At 59.8% G+C, this 24012-nt stretch carries 19 protein-coding genes; 5 read left to right on the top strand and 14 right to left on the bottom strand.

Going from position 1 to position 24012, the window contains the following annotated elements; genetic code table 11:
• Positions 1–2 precede the first annotated feature (2 nt).
• Together mdoH and ACYBHZ_RS15505 are read left to right on the top strand one after the other, a co-directional pair.
• Positions 3–1799, top strand: coding sequence for a glucans biosynthesis glucosyltransferase MdoH (mdoH, locus tag ACYBHZ_RS15510; protein ID WP_460275187.1), 1797 nt, complete (start codon positions 3–5; stop codon positions 1797–1799).
• Positions 1786–3000 carry an OpgC family protein gene (locus ACYBHZ_RS15505; RefSeq protein WP_460275186.1) on the top strand — a complete coding sequence of 405 codons (1215 nt, stop codon included), beginning with the start codon at positions 1786–1788 and terminating at the stop codon, positions 2998–3000. The genes mdoH and ACYBHZ_RS15505 overlap by 14 nt, the downstream gene beginning before the upstream one ends.
• 166 nt (positions 3001–3166) lie before the next feature.
• Here the strand turns inward: ACYBHZ_RS15505 and ACYBHZ_RS15500 are convergent, their stop codons facing one another.
• From ACYBHZ_RS15500 to urtA, 11 genes are all read right to left on the bottom strand, one after another.
• The gene (locus tag ACYBHZ_RS15500; RefSeq protein WP_460275185.1) at positions 3167–4177 is read right to left on the bottom strand and encodes an ABC transporter ATP-binding protein; all 1011 of its coding nucleotides are present in this window, start codon (positions 4175–4177) and stop codon (positions 3167–3169) included.
• 1 nt (position 4178) lies between these two features.
• Positions 4179–5480 carry an MGH1-like glycoside hydrolase domain-containing protein gene (locus ACYBHZ_RS15495; RefSeq protein ID WP_460275184.1) on the bottom strand — a complete coding sequence of 434 codons (1302 nt, stop codon included), beginning with the start codon at positions 5478–5480 and terminating at the stop codon, positions 4179–4181.
• 94 nt (positions 5481–5574) lie between these two features.
• Positions 5575–6786 carry a carbohydrate ABC transporter permease gene (locus ACYBHZ_RS15490; RefSeq protein ID WP_460275183.1) on the bottom strand — a complete coding sequence of 404 codons (1212 nt, stop codon included), beginning with the start codon at positions 6784–6786 and terminating at the stop codon, positions 5575–5577.
• Positions 6783–8030, bottom strand: coding sequence for an ABC transporter permease subunit (locus tag ACYBHZ_RS15485; protein ID WP_460275182.1), 1248 nt, complete (start codon positions 8028–8030; stop codon positions 6783–6785). Before ACYBHZ_RS15485 ends, ACYBHZ_RS15490 begins: the two co-directional genes overlap by 4 nt.
• A 65-nt stretch (positions 8031–8095) precedes the next feature.
• Positions 8096–9445, bottom strand: coding sequence for an ABC transporter substrate-binding protein (locus ACYBHZ_RS15480; protein WP_460275181.1), 1350 nt, complete (start codon positions 9443–9445; stop codon positions 8096–8098).
• A 25-nt stretch (positions 9446–9470) separates the two neighbouring features.
• Positions 9471–10583 (bottom strand): LacI family DNA-binding transcriptional regulator, encoded by a 1113-nt coding sequence (locus ACYBHZ_RS15475; RefSeq protein ID WP_460275180.1) that lies wholly within the window; start codon positions 10581–10583, stop codon positions 9471–9473.
• 136 nt (positions 10584–10719) lie between these two features.
• Complete coding sequence (gene urtE / locus ACYBHZ_RS15470; RefSeq protein WP_460275179.1) at positions 10720–11418, bottom strand: urea ABC transporter ATP-binding subunit UrtE; 699 nt, start codon at positions 11416–11418, stop codon at positions 10720–10722.
• A 13-nt stretch (positions 11419–11431) separates the two neighbouring features.
• A complete protein-coding gene (gene urtD / locus ACYBHZ_RS15465) occupies positions 11432–12181 on the bottom strand; it encodes an urea ABC transporter ATP-binding protein UrtD (protein ID WP_460275178.1) in 750 nt (249 codons plus the stop codon).
• Positions 12178–13404 carry an urea ABC transporter permease subunit UrtC gene (urtC, locus tag ACYBHZ_RS15460; protein ID WP_460275177.1) on the bottom strand — a complete coding sequence of 409 codons (1227 nt, stop codon included), beginning with the start codon at positions 13402–13404 and terminating at the stop codon, positions 12178–12180. The genes urtD and urtC overlap by 4 nt, the downstream gene beginning before the upstream one ends.
• A 15-nt stretch (positions 13405–13419) precedes the next feature.
• On the bottom strand, positions 13420–15375 hold the full coding sequence (gene urtB, locus ACYBHZ_RS15455) for an urea ABC transporter permease subunit UrtB (RefSeq protein WP_460275176.1): 1956 nt from the start codon (positions 15373–15375) through the stop codon (positions 13420–13422).
• A gap of 66 nt (positions 15376–15441) precedes the next feature.
• Positions 15442–16737, bottom strand: coding sequence for an urea ABC transporter substrate-binding protein (gene urtA, locus ACYBHZ_RS15450; RefSeq protein WP_460275175.1), 1296 nt, complete (start codon positions 16735–16737; stop codon positions 15442–15444).
• A 642-nt stretch (positions 16738–17379) separates the two neighbouring features.
• Between urtA and ACYBHZ_RS15445 the strand changes: the two genes are divergently transcribed.
• Together ACYBHZ_RS15445 and ACYBHZ_RS15440 are read left to right on the top strand one after the other, a co-directional pair.
• A complete protein-coding gene (locus ACYBHZ_RS15445; RefSeq protein WP_460275174.1) occupies positions 17380–18765 on the top strand; it encodes a bifunctional enoyl-CoA hydratase/phosphate acetyltransferase in 1386 nt (461 codons plus the stop codon).
• Positions 18765–19928 carry an acetate/propionate family kinase gene (locus ACYBHZ_RS15440; protein WP_460275173.1) on the top strand — a complete coding sequence of 388 codons (1164 nt, stop codon included), beginning with the start codon at positions 18765–18767 and terminating at the stop codon, positions 19926–19928. Before ACYBHZ_RS15445 ends, ACYBHZ_RS15440 begins: the two co-directional genes overlap by 1 nt.
• A gap of 3 nt (positions 19929–19931) precedes the next feature.
• Here the strand turns inward: ACYBHZ_RS15440 and ACYBHZ_RS15435 are convergent, their stop codons facing one another.
• On the bottom strand, positions 19932–22442 hold the full coding sequence (locus tag ACYBHZ_RS15435) for an ABC transporter permease (protein WP_460275228.1): 2511 nt from the start codon (positions 22440–22442) through the stop codon (positions 19932–19934).
• 20 nt (positions 22443–22462) lie between these two features.
• Complete coding sequence (locus ACYBHZ_RS15430) at positions 22463–23143, bottom strand: ABC transporter ATP-binding protein (protein ID WP_460275172.1); 681 nt, start codon at positions 23141–23143, stop codon at positions 22463–22465.
• Between the two features lie 88 nt (positions 23144–23231).
• Here ACYBHZ_RS15430 and ACYBHZ_RS15425 point away from each other — a divergent pair, with 88 nt between their 5' ends.
• Positions 23232–23852 (top strand): arylesterase, encoded by a 621-nt coding sequence (locus ACYBHZ_RS15425; protein ID WP_460275171.1) that lies wholly within the window; start codon positions 23232–23234, stop codon positions 23850–23852.
• On the opposite strand, the gene ccoS is transcribed toward ACYBHZ_RS15425, so the two are convergent.
• Positions 23849–24007, bottom strand: a complete 159-nt coding sequence (gene ccoS / locus ACYBHZ_RS15420; RefSeq protein WP_460275170.1) for a cbb3-type cytochrome oxidase assembly protein CcoS — start codon at positions 24005–24007, stop codon at positions 23849–23851. The two genes, ACYBHZ_RS15425 and ccoS, sit on opposite strands and share 4 nt — an antisense overlap.
• Positions 24008–24012: the final 5 nt, after the last annotated feature.

Below are 24012 nucleotides of genomic sequence, written 5' to 3'. Positions count from 1 at the left end.
ACATGTCGTCTTCATCTCGTAAGGCGCTGGCTCCCGACCACCGCACGAAACTTTTGCGCCTCTTCGCCGTGAGCTTTGCGCTCTTGGCGGCGTTGACCGCATCGACCTTGCTGGCCGATGCCGCCATTCAGGACGGTATTGACGTTTGGGATGTCGTGCGGGGGCTTTTGATTTTCGTTACTACGGCCTGGCTGGCCTGGGGCGCGACCCTGTCTTTTGTCGGACTTGCTCCGAGTTCCCGAAAACGCAGCCCTGTGCCCGAGTTGAGCGCACCGGCACCGCGTGTCGTGGTGCTTGTCCCGATCTGCAATGAAGATCCGGTGACGACCTTTGCCCGCATCGCCGCGATGGACCATTCGATCCGCGCCGAGGACATGGCCGCAGATATCGCAATCCTGTCGGACACGCGCAACGAGGACGCCGCGCTTCTCGAACGCCAGACCTACCTGCGCCTGATCGAAGAGACTGGGGGCAAGGGCCGGATTTTCTACCGTCGCCGCAGTGACAACCGTGGCCGCAAGGCGGGCAATATCGAAGAATTCATCCGCCGTTCCGGTGGTGGTTATGATTTTGCGCTGATCCTTGACGCCGACAGCCTGATGGAAGGCCGCACAGTCCGCGAGATGGCCGCCAAAATGCAGGCCGATCCGCAGCTTGGCCTTCTGCAGACACTGCCGAAAATCATCGGAGCGCGGTCTTTCTTTGCCCGCGCCATGCAATTCGCGGCAAGCTTTCACAGCCCGATCTTCACCCGTGGTCTCGCCCGCCTTCAGGGCAACACCGGTCCCTTCTGGGGCCACAACGCCATGGTTCGGCTCAAAGCCTTTGCCGAAAGTTGCGCCCTGCCGGAACTCGCCGGACCGCCGCCGTTTGGCGGGCATATCCTGAGCCATGACTATGTCGAAGCCGCGCTTCTGGCGCGCGCGGGCTGGCGTGTGCAGGTGGACCACACCATCGGCGGCTCTTTTGAGGAAGGCCCGGAAAATATCCTGTCCTACGCCAAACGCGACCGCCGCTGGTGTCAGGGCAACCTTCAGCATTCCCGACTTTTACTTGCCCCCGGCCTCGCCTTCTGGTCCCGCTTCGTCTTCCTGCAAGGCATCTTCGCCTATCTCGTCTCCGTGCTCTGGGCGGCCTTCCTGATCGCGTCCGTCGTCGCCACGATCCTCGCGCCCGTGCCGAACTATTTCCCGGAACCGCACATGCTTTTCCCGGTCTTCCCCGATGACCGCACGAAGGAAATCACCGCGCTGATCGTCGGCATCATGGGGCTTCTGATCCTGCCGAAATTCGCGATCCTCTACGAGGCGTCCGGCACCCGTCGCACCGCGCGTTTTGGTGGCTCCGTGAGGGCGTTTTTCTCTGTTCTGGCGGAAATCTTACTCTCGTCCCTGATCGCGCCGCTGATGCTGATGTATCAGACCAAAGCCGTGATGCAGGTCCTCTCCGGGCGTGATGGTGGTTGGCCCGCAAACCAACGCGGCGAAGGCGCTCTGACGCTGGCCGAAGGTTTCCGGGCCGGTCTTTGGATCATGCTGACCGGTGGCGCGGCGCTCGCGCTCGTTGCCCGCGTGGCCCCGGACCTGACCCTCTGGCTCCTGCCCGTCTGCCTGCCGATGCTGACCGCGCCGTTCCTGATCGCATGGACCTCGCGCCCGCTGACGCACAAGCTGTTCCTTGTCCCCGAAGAACGTCGCCCCGCCCCGGTCATCCGCAGCTATCGCGAAATCCTTGGTCGCTGGCAGGACGCCGCAGAACAAGCGACGCCTGAGCCGGAGGCGCATCATGTCCCGGCCTGAACCCGCGATCCCCGAAGCGCTCTCCCGCCCCGTCAAACGCCCGCGCGATCCCCGGATCGACGCGTTTCGCGGTTTGGCGCTGCTGATGATCTTTGTCGATCACTCGCCGGAGAACCCGTATGAATACCTGACCGTCCGCAACATCGGTTTTTCCGATGCGGCGGAGGCGTTCTTTATCATGTCCGGCATCGCCGCTGGCTTGGCCTATACGGGCAGGTTTGAAACACGGCGCGAAAAAGGCCTCTGGCAGGCCATCGCGCCGATGTGGAAACGGTCCTGGACGCTGTATCTGGTGCAACTCTTCCTGACCGCCTGCGCGATTGCGATTTTCGCCGCCGGGGCGGTGATGTTCGGCGTTGACGACCTGCTGACCAAGATCAACCTGAAACAGGTGTTCGCCAACACCGAAGAGGCGCTCATCGGCATTCCGCTTCTGGGCCATCAGCTTGGGTATGTGAACATCCTGCCGGCCTATTCGGTCCTGCTGTTCTTCGGACCTTTGATGATCCTTCTGGGGCTTTGGCGCCCCATGGCTTTGCTTGGGCTCTCTGCCGCACTCTGGTTGGCGGCGGGCCTCTGGCGGATCAACCTGCCGAACTACCCGAACCCGGGTGGCTGGTTCTTCAACCCCGTCGCATGGCAGTTCATCTTCGTCGTTGGCCTTCTGACCGGCATCTTCCTGCGCCGGAGCGAGCGGTTCGTGCCGAAAACGCCCTGGCTCTTCTGGCTGGCAACAGGCTGGCTCGCTTTGGTCGTCGCGTGGCGATACGTGCCCGGTGTCGGGCCGTTCCTCAATCACCAGATGGCGCTTTTGGGCAAAGCGGGACTGCCGTTCAACATGGTGTCCCACGACAAGACCTTCCTCGCCCTGCCCCGTATGACGCATGCGCTGGCGCTGGCTTATGTGCTGTCCTGCCTGCCTTGGGTCACACGCCTGACCGGCTCGAAAGCACTGTCCTTCCTGCGCCTTTTGGGGCGTCAGGGCTTGCTGGTCTTTGCAACAGGCACGATCCTCGCGCTCTGCAACCATGTGATCATGGGCTACTTTGACGAGGCGCTCTGGCTCGGCTGGGCGCTTATGCCGCTTGGCGCACTGGTGATGATTGGCGTGGCGTGGCTCGGCGACATCCAGAAGACAGCAAAACGCCAGAGCGCTCCCCATCCCATCGCCTTCGCGGCACAGCCGATCCCGGCAGAGTGAACTTATTGGCCGAGCCCTTCGCGGCTCAGCCAGTCGCGAAACTCCGGCAGGTGCTCGACGTTCAAAGCGGCGCCAATCACCGGCGGGGTCGCGGACAGGGGCATGTTTTTCTCCTTCGTTCAGGTCAGCCCATTTTAGGAGCCGACCGTCACGAAAGGATGACAGCTCACCGGATCGCGAGACCTTTTTCATCAAAGAGATGCGTGCGGCCTTCGCCGAATTTCAGGCCGACCTTTTCGCCGACCTTATGCGGCGCGTCACCCAGATCACGGACCGTCATCTGTCCTGCACCATTCTCCGCGTCGATGATGATGTAAGTGTCCGCGCCGAGGTATTCGACCACATCGACCACACCGTCGAGATCGCCCTGCCCTGCGGGCACGATGGTGATGTGTTCCGGGCGAATGCCAAGGTCTTTGCCCTTGTCGCCCAGCCCCATCGCCGTCGCCGGGATCACGTTCATTTTCGGCGAGCCGATGAACTGCGCCACGAAGAGGTTGCCGGGGCGTTCGTAAAGCTCTTTCGGCGAACCGACCTGCGCGATTTTACCGGCTTCCAGAACGACGATCCGGTCGGCGAGTGTCATCGCCTCGACCTGATCGTGGGTCACATAGATCATCGTGCTTTCAAGCGAGCGGTGCAACTTGGCCAGCTCATAGCGCATCTCGACCCGAAGCGCGGCATCAAGGTTCGACAAGGGTTCGTCGAACAGGAATGCCGTGGGGTCCCGCACGATGGAGCGACCGATGGCGACGCGCTGACGTTGCCCACCAGACAGGTCTTTCGGGCGGCGGTCGAGATAGTCTTCGAGTTTCAGAACCCGCGCCGCCTCATCGACTTTCTGCGCGATCACGTCCTTCGGTTCACCGGCGGCCTTGAGGGCAAAGCCAACATTATCGCGCACCGACATGTGCGGGTAGAGCGCGTAGCTTTGGAACACCATCGCAAGCCCGCGTTTCGAGGGCGGCTCGGCGGTGGCATCGCGCTCACCGACGAACACCTTGCCGCGGGAGGTTTCCTCAAGCCCCGCGATCATCCTGAGAAGCGTGGATTTCCCGCAACCCGAAGGACCGACGAAAATGATGAACTCACCTTCTTCGATCTTGAGATCAACGCCCTTGATCACCTGTACTTCGCCAAACCATTTCTCGACGGCCTGCAACTCGATACTTGCCATGTTATGTCTCCTTCCCTGCCGTTAGCGGGGCACGACCGACGCCGCACCATGTGAGCCAGACGGCAGCCGTCCAGCCAAAGGACGGACCGCCGCAGGGCGTTCCATCGATCGGATCATAATATTCCCAAAACCCGCCCATCTCGATCAGGCGGGCGGTTTCATCGCGCAGTCGCGCTTCGGCCTCTTTGCGGCCCATGTCCTTGAGCCCCATGGCGATCAGCGAATTGACCACAGGCCATGTCGGACCGCGCCAATAGCGACGACGTTCAAACCGTTCGCTGTCCGGGTCTGCTGATGGGATGCCATAGGCAACCTTGTCCCAGCTTCGCGCGAAATGCGCGTCGAGTGCCGGGCGGGAGACCCCTGCGAGATAGGCGAGGAACGCGCCCGACCCGAGCACACCGGCAAACGTAGCGCTGCGCAGGTCATAAGCATCGAACCAGCCTGTCTCAGGGTTCCAAAGCTTGTCGAGACCATTGCGAAGCTGCGCTTCCTGCGCAAGAAGCCCCGAGACGTCCTCCCCAAGAAGTCGCCCAAGCTCGATAAGATCGGCAAAGGCCCGCAGAAGAACGAAAGTGATCCCCGGATCGGCCATCAGGAACGGACCGTTTGCGATCATCTCCCGATCATCCCAATTCACCGACCGGCCAAACGCAAGGATCGCAAGATAGCGGTCATAGTCAGACGCGACGGGGCGTTGATCTGCATTCAGAAGACCAAGATCGCGCCGCTTGTTCTCTCGCGAGATGCGGATGTAGGGATCCCTGTCATCGACCGGCACGTTTGCCATGCCGATGTCCCAATCCGGGCAATTGTCCCGCCCGGATTCCCACGGGTGCACAATGGCCACAGGCCCGTCCGCACAACGCTCCCGGATCCACCAGTCATGCCATGCGACCAGCTTGGGGTAGAGCGCTTTGACATGTGGCAGCCCGGCGTCCGGGTCCGCCTCGTAAATCTTGCGAATGAGCGTCGCGGCGACGGGCGGCTGCGAAATGCCGGACGTGGGCGGCGATTGATCCGCGCCCCACACGTCGGGACCGGGGAAATACTCCGGATCGACCTCATGGAACACCATATGGGGCACCATACCGCTGTCCCATTGGCTTGCGAACAAGAGCTCCACCTCAGTCCACGCCCGCGTGATGTCGAAGGTGGAATAGCCCCAGGCAGAGAACATGCTGTCCCAGTTCCACTGGAACGGATAGAGCCGCGCCGTCGGGATCGTGTAGCCGCCACGATCATTGCCCAAGAGCACGTCGCGGGCAGCTTGGTCGAGTGGGTTTTGAGATACCTTTGTCATATCAACGCCCTCCCTGCGCAGAGCAGTGGCCCTGCGCGTTCGACATTTGAAACGTGCCACTGGCATCTTTCATTTTGCGATGCAAAACCATGTCTCACCCTTTCACCGATCCTGCCGTCAGCCCCTTGGTCATGAATTTCTCAAGCCCCAGGAACAGCGCCATGATCGGCACGGTAGCAATCACCGAGCCCGCCATAAGGTGTTGTCGTGGAATTTCCGAGGAGTTGAGCGAGGCAATGCCGCGCGTCAGCGTGAATTTCGACGGATCATCCAAGAGCATGAAGGCGAGAAGGAATTCATTCCACGCGATCATGAAGACGTAGAGCGACACAGAGGCGAGCGCCGGCAGCGACAACGGCAGGGTGATTTTCCAGATCACCTGAAGCCGTGACAACCCGTCCATCAGCCCCGCTTCCTCAACCTCAGAAGGCAGGCCGCGGAAGTAGCCCTGTAGCATGTAAAGCGCCACCGGGATGGTCGTCACCGGATAGATCATCACGATGCCCGCCACGGAGTTCCTGAGCCCAGCCATGGAGAACGCGATGTAGATCGGCAGGGCCAAAACGATCATCGGCACCATGTAGATCAACAGGATAGAGCGCGAGAACGCCGCCTGCCCACGAAACCGCAACCGCGCCACGGCATAGGCACCGGGAATGGCAAACAGCAGCGTGATCAGAACCGTCAGCACGGAAATGTAGAACGATGTCCACATGTAGCTGCCGAAATTATACTCCGTCATCAGCTCAACATATGAGCGGAACAGCCCCCAGCCTTTTGAGATGTCGATGGAGAAATCGAGCGGGTTCTGCATCAGCTCCGCCTGATTTTTCAGGCTGGTCATCAGCATCACATAGAAAGGAATAACCACGATGGCGGTGAAGAACACATAGCCAAAGCCCTTGAGCGCCTTGATCACCGCATCCTCGAACTCATGCCGGGTGAGCGCGCCCAAGGTAAGCTCTTTGAGATAGACGACGAGCGGCCAACCGATTCCGATCCCCATGAACAGTGCTGCAACCACGCGCGCCACCAGCGACACGTTGCCCGTCAGAACCGGACCGATCCCGAGGGACAGGGCGACGAAATAGACCACAGCCAACACGGCTGAGGCGATCACCACCTTGCCGCGCCAAACAAGCGCAAGACCGGTCGGAATCCCGAAGATCAGGGACCATGTGATCGAGGGGCGGAAGGCTTCGCCCGTGGCGAAGCTCATCGCCACCGCGACGGTCACCGCCAGCACAAAGGTCCAGAGCACGCCCAGAAGCGGGCCGGTGATATAACCGAAACGAAGGTATTTCATAGCCCTTCCTCCTTCGACATGAATTTGAAGAAGAACACGGAGAACAACAGCAGACAGGCAAAGATCACAACCGCGACCGCCGCCCCAGCACCGATGTTCGACACAGCAAAGGCCTGTTCATAGACATTTACGGTCAGAACCCGCGTCCCCGCGTTGCCGCCGGTCAGAAGGAAAATGTCGTCGAACTTGTTGAAGGTCCAAATGAAGCGCAAGAGGAACAGGACCGAGAGGATACCCAAAAGCTGCGGCAGGCTGAGATACCAGAATTGCTGGAAGGGCGATGCCCCGTCCATATCGGCGGCCTCATACATATCCGTCGGGATCGACTGCATCCGTGCGAGAATGAAGAGGAAAGAGAGCGGGAAATAGCGCCAGATCTCGAAAGCCGTGACCATCAGAAGCGCCAGAGGTTTTTCGCCAAAGAAATTGATTGCGTGATCTGTCAGGCCCATCTGCACGAACAGCGCATTGGCGGAACCGGAGAAAGGGTCGAACAGAAGAATCCACGCGAAAGCGACGGCGATCACCGGAGCTACGTAGGGAAAAAGGTAAAGCCCGCGCAAAATCCCCTGCCCTTTGAAGGAGTGATTGAGCAACATGGCAGCGAACAGCCCCATGATCATCGCGCCGACCGTGCCGAAGATCGTGTAAAACAAGGTCACACCAAGGACAGCCCAGAACTCGCCTCCGTCAAATACGGACACGAAATTCTTCATCGTGAACTCGCCATTGGTGAGCACGAAAGAGGCTTTGCCATCGACCTCGACCGGGTCATCGTCCACGTCGCGACCGGCATCGAAATAGGCCTGCTCGGTCACCACCGGAATGCTGAGCGTCTCGCGATGCCCGCCTTCCCAGTCCCCTAGGTCGCAGAACAGCTCTCCCTCGGCAATCTCACAGCGTGGATCAAGATCATCCGCAAGCGTCAGACCTTCTGGCCAGACATCGGTGAGCGTCACGCCTGTGATTTCTGACGTTGGCGAAGAATTCCTGAGACGATAGCGCAGCGTTGCCTCATCTCCGGCGGACGCAGGACGGCCACGTAAATCTTCACGCACAACAGTTTCCGGTGCGCGCAAATCAGCCAGAGAAACCGGTTTGACCGAAATCCAGAACACCGCAAGAAGCGGCAGGATCACAACCAGCGAAACGGCAAGAATGGTCGGGGTCAAAAGTCCCCATGCAAGCCGCGCCTCGGTACGGGCCAAAGGCCCGGAACCGCGCGGCGGTCCGATGTCCGACATGGAAAACTCCCTGTCTTTATAGGAAAGTGGCGGGGCGGATCATACCGCCCCGCGAAAGATCGGTGTTATTCGATCGCGCTCAGCTCGGCGTTCATATCCGCCACAGCCGTTTTCGCGTCGATGTCACCATCGATGTACTGACGCACAACGCGGTTGATCACCTGGGAGTTGTTCATCTTGGACGCCAGACCAAGCTGACCTTCCTTGACACCCCAACGCTGAGCCACATCGAGACCGCCGACGATCTCGTCAACCATCTCCTGCGCATAAAGATCACCCAGCGGCGCTTTGCGATCCACACCAACCGGCAATTTCGCCCATTCGTTGATGAAATACTCCGGATCGTCTTCGGTGCCGCGACGGGTCGGGAACATACCTTCCGGCGCGATGGAAAGCGTCTGGATATAGCCCTCGTCCATCGAGAATTCGACGAATTCCTCCGCCGCATCAAGCGACGCATCCGTGGTGATGCCGAAATAGTTGATGTTCGCATAAGCCGCGCCATCCGGGTTGGACGGACCGGAGAAGTTGGTCACGATACCGGTTTTCGACGCCAGTTCCGTGGAGGTCGGATCGTCATTGATGGTGGGCGGAGCGCTGTCACGCAGACCGGCCAGCTCATCGAGGATGAAGGGCGACCAGAAGACCATCGCAGTATTGCCGGAGAAATACAGCGTCCGTGCCTGATCCCAGTAGAGATCGCCCGGAGGCGACGCTTCCGCGATTTTCTTATAGAACTCCAACACTTCGGTGGTTTTGACCTCATCGAGCGGGGCAAACCCATCGGCACCCACCGGGCTCACGCCATTGGCGAGGAACACATGTTCAAGCACCTGCGACATGAAGGCTTCATCGACTTTCGTCGCAGCCACGAAGCCATACATTTCCGGCGGATTGTGCAGTTTTTCAATCGCGGCTTCTACGGCGGCATAAGAGGTCGGCGCCTCAAGCCCAGCCGCATCGAACAGGTCTTTGCGATAGACGATCATCTGGGTCCAGCCATTCGCAGGCACGGACGCATAGCCGTCATCCATCGCCGCCATCGCAAGCGCCCCGGAGGCGAAGGTGTCAGCGCCAAGGTTCTCGATCACGTCGGTTGCGGCGTCGATATCGAGGATACCGGCTTCGGCCCAAGGCAGGGCGTATTGCAGCGGGTGATAGATCACATCCGGCAGGTCGCCCGCGGCAAATGCGGCGGTGGCACGCGTGCCAAGCTCGGATTCCGTGACCGGAATCACCTCGACCGTATTACCGGTTTTCGCCTCAAACGCCTCTGCCATTGCCTCCTGCTTGGCCAGACGATCAGGCTGTTCCTCTGTCGTCCAGAACCGCAAATTATCGGCACCTGCCGCCATGCTCGACAAAGCGAGCGCCGTGGCGGCAGTGGTCAGAAGGGTCAGCTTTTTAAAGGTCATCTCTCTCTCCCTGAGTTGATGATGATTACGTGTAAACAGCGGCCAGATCGGCCAAATGCTGCGCCAGTTGTTCCGGCGTCAGCGCGGGCCGTCCCGTAGAACCGCCCGGAGTGAATGTTGCGCGAATGAGCCCTTGTGCGACGGGCGCCTCGGGGTCTTGCATCCGGTCGATGAACATCTCGCCAAGGCGCGCACCGGCTTGGCGATTGTCCACGGCGAAGGTCGCAAGGCGCGGCCACATCGCCTGCCCCTCGGGAGCACCGTCATACCCAACGACGGAAAGCTCGGAGCCGATTTTGAGACCGAGAGTGTTCGCCACCTCATAGACCCCGCGTGCGAGCGTGTCGGTGGCGCAGAGGATGGCGGTCGGCGGCGCTTCAAGCGCGAGAAACTGCCGCGTTGCCTGAGCCGCATGATCGGGGGACAAGGCCCCTTCGATCATCAAAGCAGGATCAAAGGTCATCCCTTCGGCAGCAAGTCCGGCTCTGAAGCCTCCCCGCCGCGCATGGGAAAAAGCATAGTGCGGCGCAGAGCCGATGTAGCCGATCCGACGATGCCCGAGCCGCGCCAGCCAATTGACCGCATCGGTCATGGCCGCCTCACTCAGCACATCAAAATAAGACATCATTTCATGATGATTTGGGCGCCCGTAACAAATAAAAGGTACTTTTTCGCGCTCAAGGAAAGCAATGCGCGGATCATCCCAAAGCACACGTTGGAGGATAAACCCGTCAGCTTTCCGATCCCGAACGAGATCACGCATGATGCGAACAGTGTCGGCTTCGCTCTCCGATGTGGCAATCGTCAGCGTCCAGCCTGCGGCGGATACGCTCTGCGTCAGACCTGCAAGAAATTCCGCGAGGAAAGGTCGGTGGGCGTCATGCTGCGACAGCTCCACGACAAGACCAAGCGAGCAGCTCCGCCCCGTCTTGAGCGCCTGCGCATGGCTTAAAGGGTGATAGCCCATCGCCTGCGCCGCGCGGATGACGCGCGTTCGGGTGGTTTCTGAAATATCGGGGTAGCCGTTCAACGCGCGGGAAACAGTGCCTTTCGTCAGGCTCAAGGCCTGCGACAAGTCCGTAATCGTCACCCGCGCATTGTCGCGCGCACGACGGTCGATGTTTCCGTTTGACCGCACTTGATTCGCCTCCTCCTGACAACACTGTGGTTCCGAAACCGGTTTCGGCAATGTTTTTTATCAAATAGTCTGGAAAATCGGCATTGCAAAAATGCGCTTGCTGAGTTTCCGAACCCTTTGAAAATTGTGGGGAAGTTCAGGCGATGCGGAAAACCTTGGCGGCATCCTCCTTGGAAATCTCGGATTTCTTGTGAGACGAGGTGACACGGCCACGCTCCATGAAAACAAGCTGATCGGCGAGGTCATAAGCGAATTCGAAATACTGCTCGACAAGAACAATCGCCATGTCGCCCCGGTCGCGCAGAAGCGAAATCACGCGCCCGATTTGTTGGATGATATTGGGCTGGATGCCCTCGGTCGGCTCATCCAGAAGAAGCAATTTCGGCTTGATGATCAGGGCGCGAGCGATGGCGAGCTGTTGCTGTTGCCCCCCCGACAAGTCGCCCCCTCGGCGATGCATGAAGTCCTTGAGGATGGGGAACAGTTCGAAAATCTCGTCCGGAATGAAATGCTCGGATTTGGGCAGGCAGCTGAACCCGCTTTCCAGGTTCTCCTTCACCGTCAGCAACGGGAAAATCATCCGCCCCTGCGGCACGATGGCGACGCCTTTATGGGCAAGCTCATGAGCCGGGGCTTTGCCCACATCTTCCCCATCGAGCATCATGGACCCACCCGAGCGCGGATGGCTGCCGGAGATCGCTTTCATAAGGGAGGTCTTGCCCACCCCGTTGGTGCCCATGACACAGGTGACCTTGCCGGCCTCAGCCGTCAAATCGACGTCATAGAGGATTTGCGACCCGCCATAATGCAGGGAGAGGTTATTCACTTCGAGCATGGTAATCCCTCCTTTAGCGCCCCAAATAGACGTCAATCACGTCTTGGTTTTGTGTCACGTGATCGAGCGAGCCTTCGGCCAGAACCGATCCCTCATGCAAAACCGTGACCTTGCACTCCAATCGCCGCACGAATTCCATGTCATGCTCAACCACAACAACAGCACGCGTCTTCGCCGCCTCTTTGAGAATGTCGGTTGTGTGTTCGCGTTCCCCGAGCGTCATCCCCGCCGCCGGTTCATCGACCAACAAGAGCTTGGGGTCTTGCGCCAGCAACATGCCGATCTCCAACCATTGCTTTTGACCATGCGACAGCTCACCGGATTTGCGCTCAAGCTGATCAGATAGACCAATTTCAGCGGCCAGCTCCTCGACCTTCGCGAGATCCTTGGGCTTGGGCCGGAAGAACAGCACCTTGAGCGGGTTGCGATCGTTTTTCACCGCCATGAGTAGGTTATCGAACACCGACTGGTCCTCGAAGACAGTGGGGCGCTGAAACTTCCGGCCGATCCCGGCCCGCGCGATCTTCGCCTCGTTCATGCCGATTAGATTGCGCGACATGTCCCCCCAGAGCACCTTCCCCTCATCGGGTTTGGTCTTGCCGGTCACGATGTCCATAAAGGTCGTTTTGCCAGCCCCGTTCGGCCCAATGATCGCGCGCAATTCCGCTTTGCCGATCTCGAAGGACAGGTTGTTGATCGCCTTGAACCCGTCAAAGGTGACGGAAATGCCGGAGACCTCAAGAAGCGTATTCGCACCGCTCATTTCTCCGCCTCCTCTTCACGCAGGGAGCCTTTATCGGGACCAAGCGGCTTGCCATGTCGGTCGGGCGACATGCGCCCCGAGATCAGATCGAACAAGCCGCCGATGCCTTTCGGCGCGAACAGGGTCACGAGGACAAAGGACAGGCCCAGAAGCACCAGCCACCAGTCGACCCATTTGATCGTGTAGAAGCCGAGGTTGATGTCGGGGGCCTGACCGCCGGTGAACCAAGTGGAGACAAGCGAGACGAAAGCCGCGCCGATCACGGCCCCATAGATGCGACCACGCCCGCCGATGGCGACCCAAACCGCAAGGTAGATCGAGGCGATGGGAGCGATCTCCGCCGGGTTGATGATCCCCGCCTGCGGATAATAGAGCGCCCCACCAATGGCTGCGATCACGGCGGTGAGGGTGAAGACGAAAAGCTTGAACCCTTCGACCGAATAGCCAAGGAACCGCACTCGTGCCTCATCATCGCGAATACCACGAATGACGGAGCCGAATTTGCCGGAGACCACGAAACTCGCAATCAGGTAGGTCAACAAAAGCGCGAATGCCGAGGCCCAGAAGAACCAGATCGAGATGTAATCCTGCGAGATGCCGTCTGCGCCGGGAAGGTTCTGGAGGCCCGACAAGCCGTTGTTACCGCGCAGGCCGGAGTCGTTCTGGAAAAGATACAGCGACAGGGCCAAGGTCATGGCTTGGGTCAGGATCGACAGGTAGACGCCCGTCACGCGCGAGCGGAAGGCCAGCCAACCAAAGACCAGAGCAAGAATGCCCGGCACGAGAACGACCAGCGCGATCTGCGCCCAGAAACTATGGGCGAAATACCAGACCAGAGGGAACTCTGACGACCCAACAACACCGAAGATTTGTGTTCCGATCGCGTCCGAAATCTCGGAGGCGGTCGGCGGCAGAGGGGCGTTGGCGAGGCTTTCGAGCACGATGAGCTTGGTCCGCGCATACATCAGCCACATGCCGATCATGTATCCGCCGAGGCCGAAGAAGGCGAAATGACCGAGTGAGAGAATGCCCGTGTAGCCCCAGACCAAATCCATCGCGATGGCGACCAACGCAAGACAGAGCGTCTTGCCGAGGGTTTTCACGAAAGAGGTGGAGATCGCACCCGCGCCGTAGGCTTCCGAGAGGAAGGTCACAGCCAGCGTGAAAATCACCAGAACCGCGATGAAGACCGGGAGAGACGGGGTTTTCTTGAAAATTTCCATGGCTCAATCCCTCCCTTAATCCCCAGCCGCACGGCCTTTGAGGGCGATGATCCCCTTGGGCCGGAACTGGATGAAAATGATGATGAAGATGATCATGTAGGTCTGCGCCGCCAGCGTATTCGACGGGTTGAACCATTCGATGCCCTTTTGCAGGAAACCGATCAGCCCCGCGCCGAGAAGCGTGCCCCAGATATTGCCGACACCGCCCACGACCACGGTCATGAAGGACTGGACGATATAGTCCTGCCCAAGCTCAGAGGTCACTTTCGCATAGAGCCCAATCGCCACACCCGCGACACCCGCGATGCCGGAGCCGAGACCGAAGGTCAGCATGTTCACCTTGTCCGGGTTGATCCCCATCGACGCCGCCATGCGCGGGTTTTGGGTCACAGCGCGGGTCTCAAGCCCGAGGCGCGTCTTCTTCATGATGAAGAGGAAGACTCCGAGGAAGATCAGCGCGAGCACAAAAATCGCGATCCGGATGTAGGAGATCGACACCACATCGTTGAAGGTCAGCGCGCCATCGAGCCACCCCGGCGAAGTCAACGGACGTGCCTGTGTGCCGAAAATGTTTTTGGCGAGCTGCTGCAACGCGATGGAGACCCCAAAGGTCGCCAGAAGCGTTTCCAGCGGGCGGTTGTAGAGCCAGCGGATGATGAGCCGTTCCATCGCCACCCCCGCAGCGAAGGTGAAGGCAAATGCCACCGGAAGCGCGACGATGATCGAGATCGTGTAATCGGGAATGATCTGCTGGATCACATAGCCGGTGTAGGCGCCCATCATGATGAATTCGCCATGCGCCATGTTGATCACCCCCATCACCCCGAAGGTGATGGCAAGGCCGATGGCGGCGAGGAAATAGATCGAGGCCAGCGACAGGCCGTCCAGCGACAGATCGATAAACTGATTGAACCCGACCGCACGGTTGATCGACGACAGCGTCGCCTCTGCCGCGTCGGTCACCGCTTTGGATGGCTCGGCATAAACCTCGGCAAAGCGCACGCCCTTGGTGGCCTCCGCCTCCGAGAATTCCGGATTGAACGCGGGGGCGACACCTTGCGCGGCGAGCGCAGCATAGGCGCGATCCCGCGCCTCCTGCGTGTCCAACTCGGCAAGAGGGATACCGCCGACCTGCCCGTCTTCAATATGCGCTTCCAAAACGGCTTTGCGCTCGGAAGGCGAGGGTTGCGGCGAGATCGCACCGGCGGACACCATCAGGGCATAGGCATCAGTCACCGACAAATCGCGAGACCCTGCCCGCAAATCGCGTTTGACATTGGCGCTGTCCGGTAGGTCTTCGGCATAGACGACCTTGGTGGCGACAATCGGGTTCAAAGCCGCCCGGGTATCGAGCGACAGTGACCCACGGAAGCTGTCAATGGCATTGACCCGCGCCGCCTCGTCCGTGTCGAAACGGATGGTCAGAAGACGCTCGGTGGTTTCTTTCAAAGCCTTGATCTCTGGATCGGCCTCGCCTTTGATCGAGGCGCGCAGCGGTGCGAGGTGGCTGGCCTCACCATCTCGCTGAATCGCCAAAAGCGCATCGCGGCGGCGGGCCGGATCGGGGTCGTTGAGTTGGAATTGCACAAGCGCCGCGCCGATCATGGCACGAATGCCGGAGTTCGGCTTGAGCTGGTCGATCTCCTCCTTGTCGAACGCGCCGACTTCTTCTCCCGTTGTGAAATCGAACAAGGTGTAGCTCGAGCGATCCAGCTTTTCGGCATAGAAGAAAAGCCCATCCGCCTCGCGCTGCCACATGTCCTTGTTCTGCCATTTCTCAAGCACGGTCTGCGCAGCAGGCAGGCCAGACATGGCGATGGCATCAATGGCGGGGGCGATGGTCTTGCGCGAGGATGTCTCAATCTCGGCGCGATGCTCCTGCAACACGTCCTGAATAGTCCGGTCCTGCGCCTGTGCAGCGAGCGCACAGGTGATCAGGATCAGACACGCGGCGAAAAGGCGGCGGATCATGAAAGGCTTTCCGAATGGGAGGATGGAAGGGCGGCGCACCGCCCCTCCTTTATCGTCCGGGACAGATCAGTAGTTGGATTTGATCTGAACGCAGGTTTCGGTCTCGGTGTTGTACATACCGCAGCCGAGGTCTTTCCAATCGGATTTGAGCACTGCGGATTCCGGTAGGTAATCGGTCCATGCATCGCCCGGAACCGGATCGGTCTCGGAAATGATGTCGAACTGACCATCGGCAAGAATTTCGCCGATCAGCACCGGTTTGGAGAGGTGATGGTTCACACCCATCACAGCGGTACCGCCCGTCAGGTTCGGGAATTCCTGGCCCCACATATGCTCGCGCACGGCATCCACATCGGTGGTTTCCGCTTCCGTCACTGCGTTCACCCACATGTTGAAGCCGATGTAATGCGCTTCCATCGGGTCGTTGGTCACACGGCTGTCGTCACCGATGAAGGCGTGCCACTGCTCGATGAAGGCTTCGTTTTCCGGGGTGTCGGCGGACATGAAGTAGTTCCAAGCGGCGAGATGGCCGACAAGGTTCGTCGTGTCGAGACCGGAAAGCTCTTCCTCACCCACGGAGAAGGCCACGACCGGGATGTCGTCGGCAGAAACGCCTGCAGCGGCAAGTTCTTTGTAGAAACCGATGTTCGCGTCGCCGTTGATGGTCGAAATCACACCGACCTTCTTACCGTCTGCCCCCAGCGCCACGACGTCCGCAACGATCTTGGACCAGTCAGAGTGGCCGAAGGGCGTGTAGTTTACGAAGATATCTTCTTCTGCGATGCCTTTGTCTTTCAGATACGACTCGAGAATGTTGTTCGTGGTGCGCGGGTAGACATAGTCGGTGCCGAGCAGCGCGAATTTTTCGACGCCCAGTTCATCGAGGAAGTAATCCGTGGCCGGAATGGCCTGTTGGTTCGGTGCCGCACCCGTATAGAACACGTTTTTGGAGCTCTCTTCGCCCTCGTATTGAACCGGGTAGAACAGCAGGCCGTTGAGTTCTTCGATCACCGGCAAAACGGATTTGCGCGACACGGAGGTCCAGTTACCGAAGATCACATCCACATCCTGAACCGTCAAAAGCTCACGCGCTTTTTCGGCAAAGAGCGGCCAGTCAGAGGCCGGGTCCACAACCACGGCTTCAAGTTCACAGCCCAGCAGGCCACCCTTTTTGTTCTGCTCGTCGACGAGCATCAGCATCGCGTCTTTCAGCGTCGTCTCCGAAATCGCCATCGAGCCGGACAGCGAGTGCAGCACGCCGACCTTGATCGGGCAATCGGCGGCAAATGCGCCGGAAGCAAGTGCGGTGCTTGCAAAAAGAGCCGAGGCCAGAGTGGCTTTAAATTGAGTTTTCACGTCCATGTTCCCCTTGGATTAAATGCTGCAAAGCCATTGGCATCGCGCAGAGCGCTCATCTCCATATACTTGGATTTAAATGAAAAATGCCTACAGCCTCCTATGCAGCGTCAGATGGTTTTGTCTTCACGCAATAGGTCAGCCGGCAAGTCGAGCTTTTGCGTGCGCCCTCCTCAATTTCACGCTCCAAACTGGCCCCCAGACTGGATCTAGCGAAACTGTGGAACGGGTCGTACACAAGACTGTGATCGGGCAAAACGCGCACACAAGACTGTATACAACCGCATAGCGTGCAAATCGGGGAAACGGCAAGTGTTGCTCATTTTTTGCACTAACTCCGCGCGTCTTGTCACTTTGCTGCGCAAATTTCTAAAGTCGGATCAGGCGTTCTTCACGGACGATTCCATGTGACAACGTCCGCGAAGCCCGCACGCTCTGCCCTAGACCAAACTGCACGTCCTTTAAGCGCGCTTCTTGCGTTCACGTCGCGGAATGTGAGTTCAATTGTCAAATTCCGCCTTGTTTTTTGATCCGCGTCATGAAGTTTCATGCATTGATTGATATGACTAGCCGACAAGAACGGTGATCCCATCCGGGGGTGATCGTCCACGCTTGAGACAGCAAGACGCGATACTGCAAGGAGCGCACGTGACCGTATTTAAGAACATTCCTTTCGATCAGCTCGAAATCGGTATGGAAGCCGAACACCGCCGCCTCTGTGTTGCGGATGACCTCTACGTCTTCGCCCATGCTTCCGACAACTTGAACCCGCTCCACCTGCCACATGACGACAGCGAGAAGGGGGCCGCAGCGAAGCCCATCGCCCCGTCGTTTTGGGTGGGCTCCCTGATCTCCGCCGTGCTCGGCAACAAACTCCCCGGACCGGGCACGCTCTATCGCTCTCAAAACCTGGTCTTCCATGAGCGCGCCCATGCGGGCGAGGAATTAATCGCCAATGTCAAACTGATCCGCAAAGAAGGGGACAATGTCGCTGTCTTCGCCACCACGGTGAAACGCGCCGACGGCACCCTTTTGGTCGAAGGCGAGGCGGAGGTCATCGCCCCCCTCGAAAGCCAAAGTTTCGACAGCCAAGACGTTCCCGGTCTGACCATCGAAAGCCATCGTCATTTTGACATGCTTCTGGACATGGCCGAAGCACTCCCGGCGACGCGCATGGCCGTGGTCGCTCCCGAAGAAGAGAACTCTCTGCGCGGCGCGCTCATGGCGGCGGATCATAATCTGATCACACCGATCCTGCTTGGCGACGAGGACAAAATCCGCAGCATTGCGAAAGAGCTGGGCCTCTCGCTTGACGGCATTGAGCTGATCCATTGCTGCACCCATCGGGAAGCGGCGGAACTCGCCGTGACGATGGTCCGCGAATCCCGCGCCAGCGCGATCATGAAGGGCCATTTGCATACAGATGACCTGCTCCGCCCGATCCTGAGTTCCTCCGGCGGTCTCAAAACCGGACGCCGTCTCAGCCATATCTTCGTGATGGATGTGCCGGGACTTGATCATCTGCTCATGGTGACTGACGCCGCCATCAACATCGCCCCGGACCTGCCGACCAAGGTCGATATCGTGCAGAACGCGATTGATCTCGGCATCAGCCTCGGGATCGAAACACCGAAGGTTGGCGTCCTCTCCGCCGTCGAAACCGTGAACCCGAAAATCCCTTCGACCCTCGATGCGGCGGCCCTGTCGAAAATGGCGGATCGCGATCAGATCAGGGGCGGGATTGTAGACGGTCCGCTCGCGATGGACAACGCCGTCAGCCTCACCGCTGCGCGCACCAAGGGCCTCAAGGGCGTGGTTGCAGGGCATGCCGAAATCCTTGTCGCTCCGAACTTGGAAAGCGGCAACATGCTTGCGAAAGAGTTAACCTTCATCGCCCATGCCGAAGCGGCGGGCGTCGTCATCGGCGCGCGTTGTCCGATTGTGCTGAACTCCCGTTCCGACAGCGACAAATCGCGCCTCGCCTCCTGCGCCGTCGCCGCGCTTCATGCCAAACGCGCGCGGGGGATCTCCTGATGGGACAATGCATTCTGACCGTCAACGCGGGTTCATCCTCTGTGAAATTCGCGCTCTATCAATCCGGGGACACCCCGGCATGCATCGCACGCGGACAAGTGCAAGGCATCGGCTCCACCCCCAGCTTTCAATTCAAATCCGGTGGTCCGAAAGAGACCAAACTCATTGAGGCCAAGGATCAGGAAGCGGCGCTAGACGTCATTCTTGAAAAGATCACGCCGCTGCTGGACGGGCAGGACGTTGCGGGGGTCGGACACCGGATCGTACATGGCGGCCCGCTGCGGGCGACGCCGACAGAATTGACCGACGAGATCATGGCCGATCTCGTCACCTTCAACCCGCTCGCTCCGCTGCACCAACCGCATAACCTTTCGGCGATCGAAGCGGCAAAACGCGCCTTTCCCTATGCGCTGCAAATCGGCTGTTTCGACACGGCCTTTCACCGCAACCACCCTTGGGAAAACGACATCTACGCCATCCCGCGCAAATATTACCAACAGGGCGTTAAGCGTTATGGCTTTCACGGGCTGAGCTATGATTACGTCTCGCACCAACTGGTGCGCGAACGCCCAGACCTGCACGGCAAACGGATCATCATGTGCCACCTCGGCAGTGGGGCTTCGATCTGTGCCGTGAACAACGGCGTGTCGATCTCCTCCTCCATGGGCTTCTCGCCTCTCGACGGCATCCCGATGTCCACCCGCTCCGGCCATCTCGATCCGGGCATCCTTCTGTATCTGCTCCAGACCGAAGGCATGACGCCCGAGGAATTGACCCATATGCTCTATTACGAGTCCGGGCTTCTCGGTCTCTCCGGGGTCAGCCATGACATGCAGGTTTTGGAAGCCTCTGAGGAGCAAGGCGCGAAAGATGCGGTCGAGTATTTCGTCTACCGTGTGCGGCGGGAGATTGGCGCTATGGCGGCGACCCTGTCCGGCATCGACGCCTTGGTGTTCTGTGGCGGCATCGGGGAAAATTCCCCCAATATCCGGCAACAGATTATTGAGCGGCTCGGTTTTCTCGGCATTGTGCCCGACGAAGAGGCCAATGTTCAGAACGCCAAGCAAATCGCCAAGGGACCGACCCCGGTGTTCGTCCTGCCAACAGACGAGGAACAGGTGATTGCCGACGCCGTGGCGAAGGCCCTCACCCCGGCGCATTGAACGTCAGCCCTCAGCCGCCCGGAGCACCCGCGCCGGGCGGGCTTTCATGGCCCGCCATGAGAACAGCAAAGACGTCAGCATCGTCATCGCAATCCCGCCCAGAACGATCAAAAGCGCGGAACTGAGGGAAAACACGAACTCCGTCTCCATCACGAAATGCATGACGGCCCAAGCCCCGAGCGTGCCGGTCAAAAGCGCAACGACACCCGCGCCAAGCCCGAGGATCAGCGCCCGCAAGGCAAAGCTCGCCAGAATACGCGCACGGGCCGCGCCGAGCGTTTTGAGCACCGCCGCCTCATAGCGCCGCCGCTCTTCGCCAGCCGCCGCCGCACCGATCAAAACCACCGCCCCGGTGATCAAAGTCGCCGTCGCCCCAAGCGTCGTAGCCGCCGCGATGCTTTGCAGGATGGAGACCACCCGATCAATCGCATCGCGCACGCGAATTGTGGTGATGTTCGGATAGCTCTTCGCCAGATCGCGGATCAGCGGCGCTTCCGCCTCCGGGCTGGCATAGATCGTCGCGATCCATGTATGCGGTGCCCCGGCCAGTGCCACAGGGTTCATGGTCAGGATGAACCCCATGCCTGCGCTGGAAAAATCGACGTCTTGGAAAGACGTGATCATGGCGGGGATGTCGCGCCCGAGGATATTGACCGTCAGCTGATCGCCGAGCTTCAAACCCATCTCCTCAGCTTCCGTCGCCGCGAAACTGATCTGCGGGTCGGTATCCTCAGGTGACCACCAGTCTCCCGAAAGCACTTTCACATTCTCGGGTTTCTCCCCCGCATAGGTCACGCCGCGATCCCCGCGCAGCACCCAATGCGGTCCCGCGACCGTCTCCGCATCCTCGCCGTTGATCTTAGTAATCAGCCCGCGCAGCATCGGTGCGCTTTGGAACCGGCTGACGCCCGGATCGGTGGTCACACGTTCCGTCAGCCCCGCGATTTGATCGGGCTGGATATCGACCACGTAATAGGAGGGCGCACGCTCCGGCAGGTCGCGTTCGATTGCACCGCGCATATTGGCGTCGATCTGTCCGATGGCCGAGAGAACCGTGAGGCCGAGACCGAGCGACAAGACCACTGCAACCGCCTCGCTTCCCGGCCCGCCGACGGAACCAAGCGCAAGGCGGAGCGGAAGATTGCGGCGCATGGACGGAAGACGCGACAAACGCCGCGCCAGCCGGCCCAGACCACGCCCGGCCAGCACCAAAGATGTGAAGGCAACGAGAAGGCCGAAGAAGGTCCAGAGCACCAAGGCTGCGTCTTCTGAGAACAGAACGGCGGACAGAACCAGCATTGCGAGCAGCACGGCCATCGCAATGAGATAGGGCCAGCGCGGCAGGCCTCTCAATCCGAAAAACGCGTCACGATAAAGCGCGGCGGGCCGGATGCGCTCGGCACGCGACAGGGGCCAGAGCACAAACAGCGCGCTCGCGAGAAACCCGTAAAGCGCGGCTTCCAGAAGCGGGGCGATCTGGACACCCGAGGCGACCGGAACAGGCAGAAGCGTCTGGATGAAAGGCATGGCGAAAATCGGGACAAGCCCGCCGAGGACCACCCCGACCAGAATAGCCCCACCTGTCAGCACAGCGATTTGAAGCGCGTAAGCGAGGAAAATTACCCGCCGCTCCGCCCCGAGGGTTTTCAGCGTCGCGATGACGGAAATCTTGTGTTCGAGATAGCTGCGCACAGCCGAGGACACGCCAACGCCGCCCACGGCCAGCCCCGCCAATCCGACGAGGACAAGGAAAGAGCCGAGCTGTTCAACGAACTCGTTGACGCCGGGCGCACCGTTGCGCGCATCCCGCCAACGGAAGGCCCCCGCCGCGACCTCCGCCTCAGCACGCGCTTTGAGCGCATCGAGATCGGTGTCTGACGGCAAGTCGAGCCGATAGGAACTTTCGAACAATGTACCGGGCGCGAGCAATCCGGAGTCTGAGAGCGCCGAAAGCGAGACGATGCTGCGGGGACCAAGCGTGAAGCCCGATCCTGCCCCATCCGGTTCGCGGGTCAGTTCGGCCATGACGACAAAAGGCACATCGCCGATCCGAACCTGATCGCCCAAGGACAGGCCAAGCCGTTCTATCAGAACCGGATCAAGCACGATCCCCGGCAAACCGTCTTGCCCCGACAAAGCCTCAGTCAAAGACATCTCCGGCGACAGCCCGACCGTCCCGACAAGCGGGTAAGCCTCGTCGACCGCTTTCACCTGCGTCAGAGCGCGTTCGTCGCCGACGCTGAGCATGGAGCGGAAATCAGCAATCTCGGACAAGCGTTCGGAATGATCCTCCATCCACGCGCGTTCATCCGGTGCCGCGAAGCGATAGGTGAACTGCATCTCCGCATCGCCACCCAAGAGCGCCGCGCCTTCACGGGCGAGGCCTTCGGAAATACTGTCCCGCACGGAAGTCACCGCCGCAATCGCGGCCACGCCCAGCAGAAGACAAAGGATCAGAATGCGAAATCCGCGCACGCCGGAACGCAACTCCCGCCGAGCAATGGACCAAGCCATACGCAGATCTTTGAGGAGGCTCACGCCTGCCCCTCCGGTTCAAGCTGTCCATCCCGCAAGCGGATCACACGGTCACAGCGTGCGGCGAGTTCATTGGAGTGCGTCACCAGAACAAGCGTCGCGCCATAGCGATCGCGCAGCCTCATCAACAGCTCCATGATCGCCTCTCCCGTTGTCCCGTCGAGATTGCCGGTCGGCTCATCCGCGAGCAAAATCTCCGGACGCGGGGCAGATGCACGGGCCAAGGCCACGCGCTGTTGTTCTCCGCCAGACATTTGCGCGGGGTAGTGATCAAGCCGCGCCCCGAGGCCGACGTTCTCCAACTCGGTCCGTGCACGGTCAAACGCATCGTCATGCCCGGCCAGTTCCAGAGGGATTGCAACATTTTCCAAGGCGGTCATGGTCGGAATAAGGTGGAAGGATTGGAACACCACCCCCATATGATCTCTGCGAAAGCGCGCCAACTCGTCCTCGTTCATCGAGGTCAAATCGCGCCCGAGCACGGAAATCTTCCCGGCGCTGGCCATCTCAAGCCCGCCCAAAAGCATAAGGAGTGAGGATTTGCCCGATCCCGAAGGCCCGATGAGCGCAAGCGTTTCGCCGCGCGCGACCGTCAATGAAATGCCCCGTAAAATCTCGATACGCCCCGCGTTGCCATCAAGTGTCAAACGCGCGTCGGTTGTGGCAATGACCGGGTCCATAGGCTTCCTTTCAAATCTCTTCAAAAAATATGGGGCCGCAGGTTCTCAGGGCAAGCATCGCATTGGTTTTTTGGTCAAGATTTGGTTGATGCTCTGGGCAACGGCGGCAAGTGCCGATCCGGTCCGCATCGCCGCTTTGGGCGACAGCCTGACGCAAGGCTACGGGTTGGTTGCACAGGACGGGTTTACCGCCCAGTTGCAGGATTGGCTCGACGCGCATGAGATTGAGGCGACCATCGTCAACGCAGGTGTGTCGGGCGACACCACGGCGGGCGGACTGTCGCGGGTGGACTGGACCCTGACGCCGGACATTGGCGCAATGATCGTCACGCTTGGCGGCAACGATCTTTTGCGCGGCCTCTCGCCGGAACTGACCCGCACCAACCTGTCTGGCATTCTCGAGGCCGCCAAGGCGAAGAACATTCCCGTTCTCTTGGTCGGCATGCAGGCCCCCGGCAATTACGGCGCGGAGTATAAGTCCGCCTTCGATGCGATCTACCCGGACCTCGCCGCCGACTATGGCACGCTGTATTTCGAAGGGTTTCTCAAGCCGCTCACGGAACTTGGCCCTTGGGACGAGATTTTGAAAACCAAGATGCAGCCCGACGGCATTCACCCGAACGCAGAAGGCGTTGCGGTGATTGTCGAGGCGATGGGGCCGACAGTGGCCAAGCTGGCGGAACAAGCCGCCACGGCGCAGCCGGATTAGGGCTTCGGGTGATCGTCGTAGTCGCCCATGAGGATGCGGTTGGCGTCCCCTTCCGGGTCGTCATATTGCCGCGAGCGGATCGACCAGAAGAACCCGGCCAGCCCCAACCCGCCGAGAAAAATCGAAATCGGGATGAGATAGACGAGTACGTTCATGATTT

This window comes from Celeribacter sp. ULVN23_4 (assembly GCF_054788345.1).
Note: the sequence above shows the minus strand (reverse complement) of the source record. Positions and strands in the feature narration are given on the sequence as shown.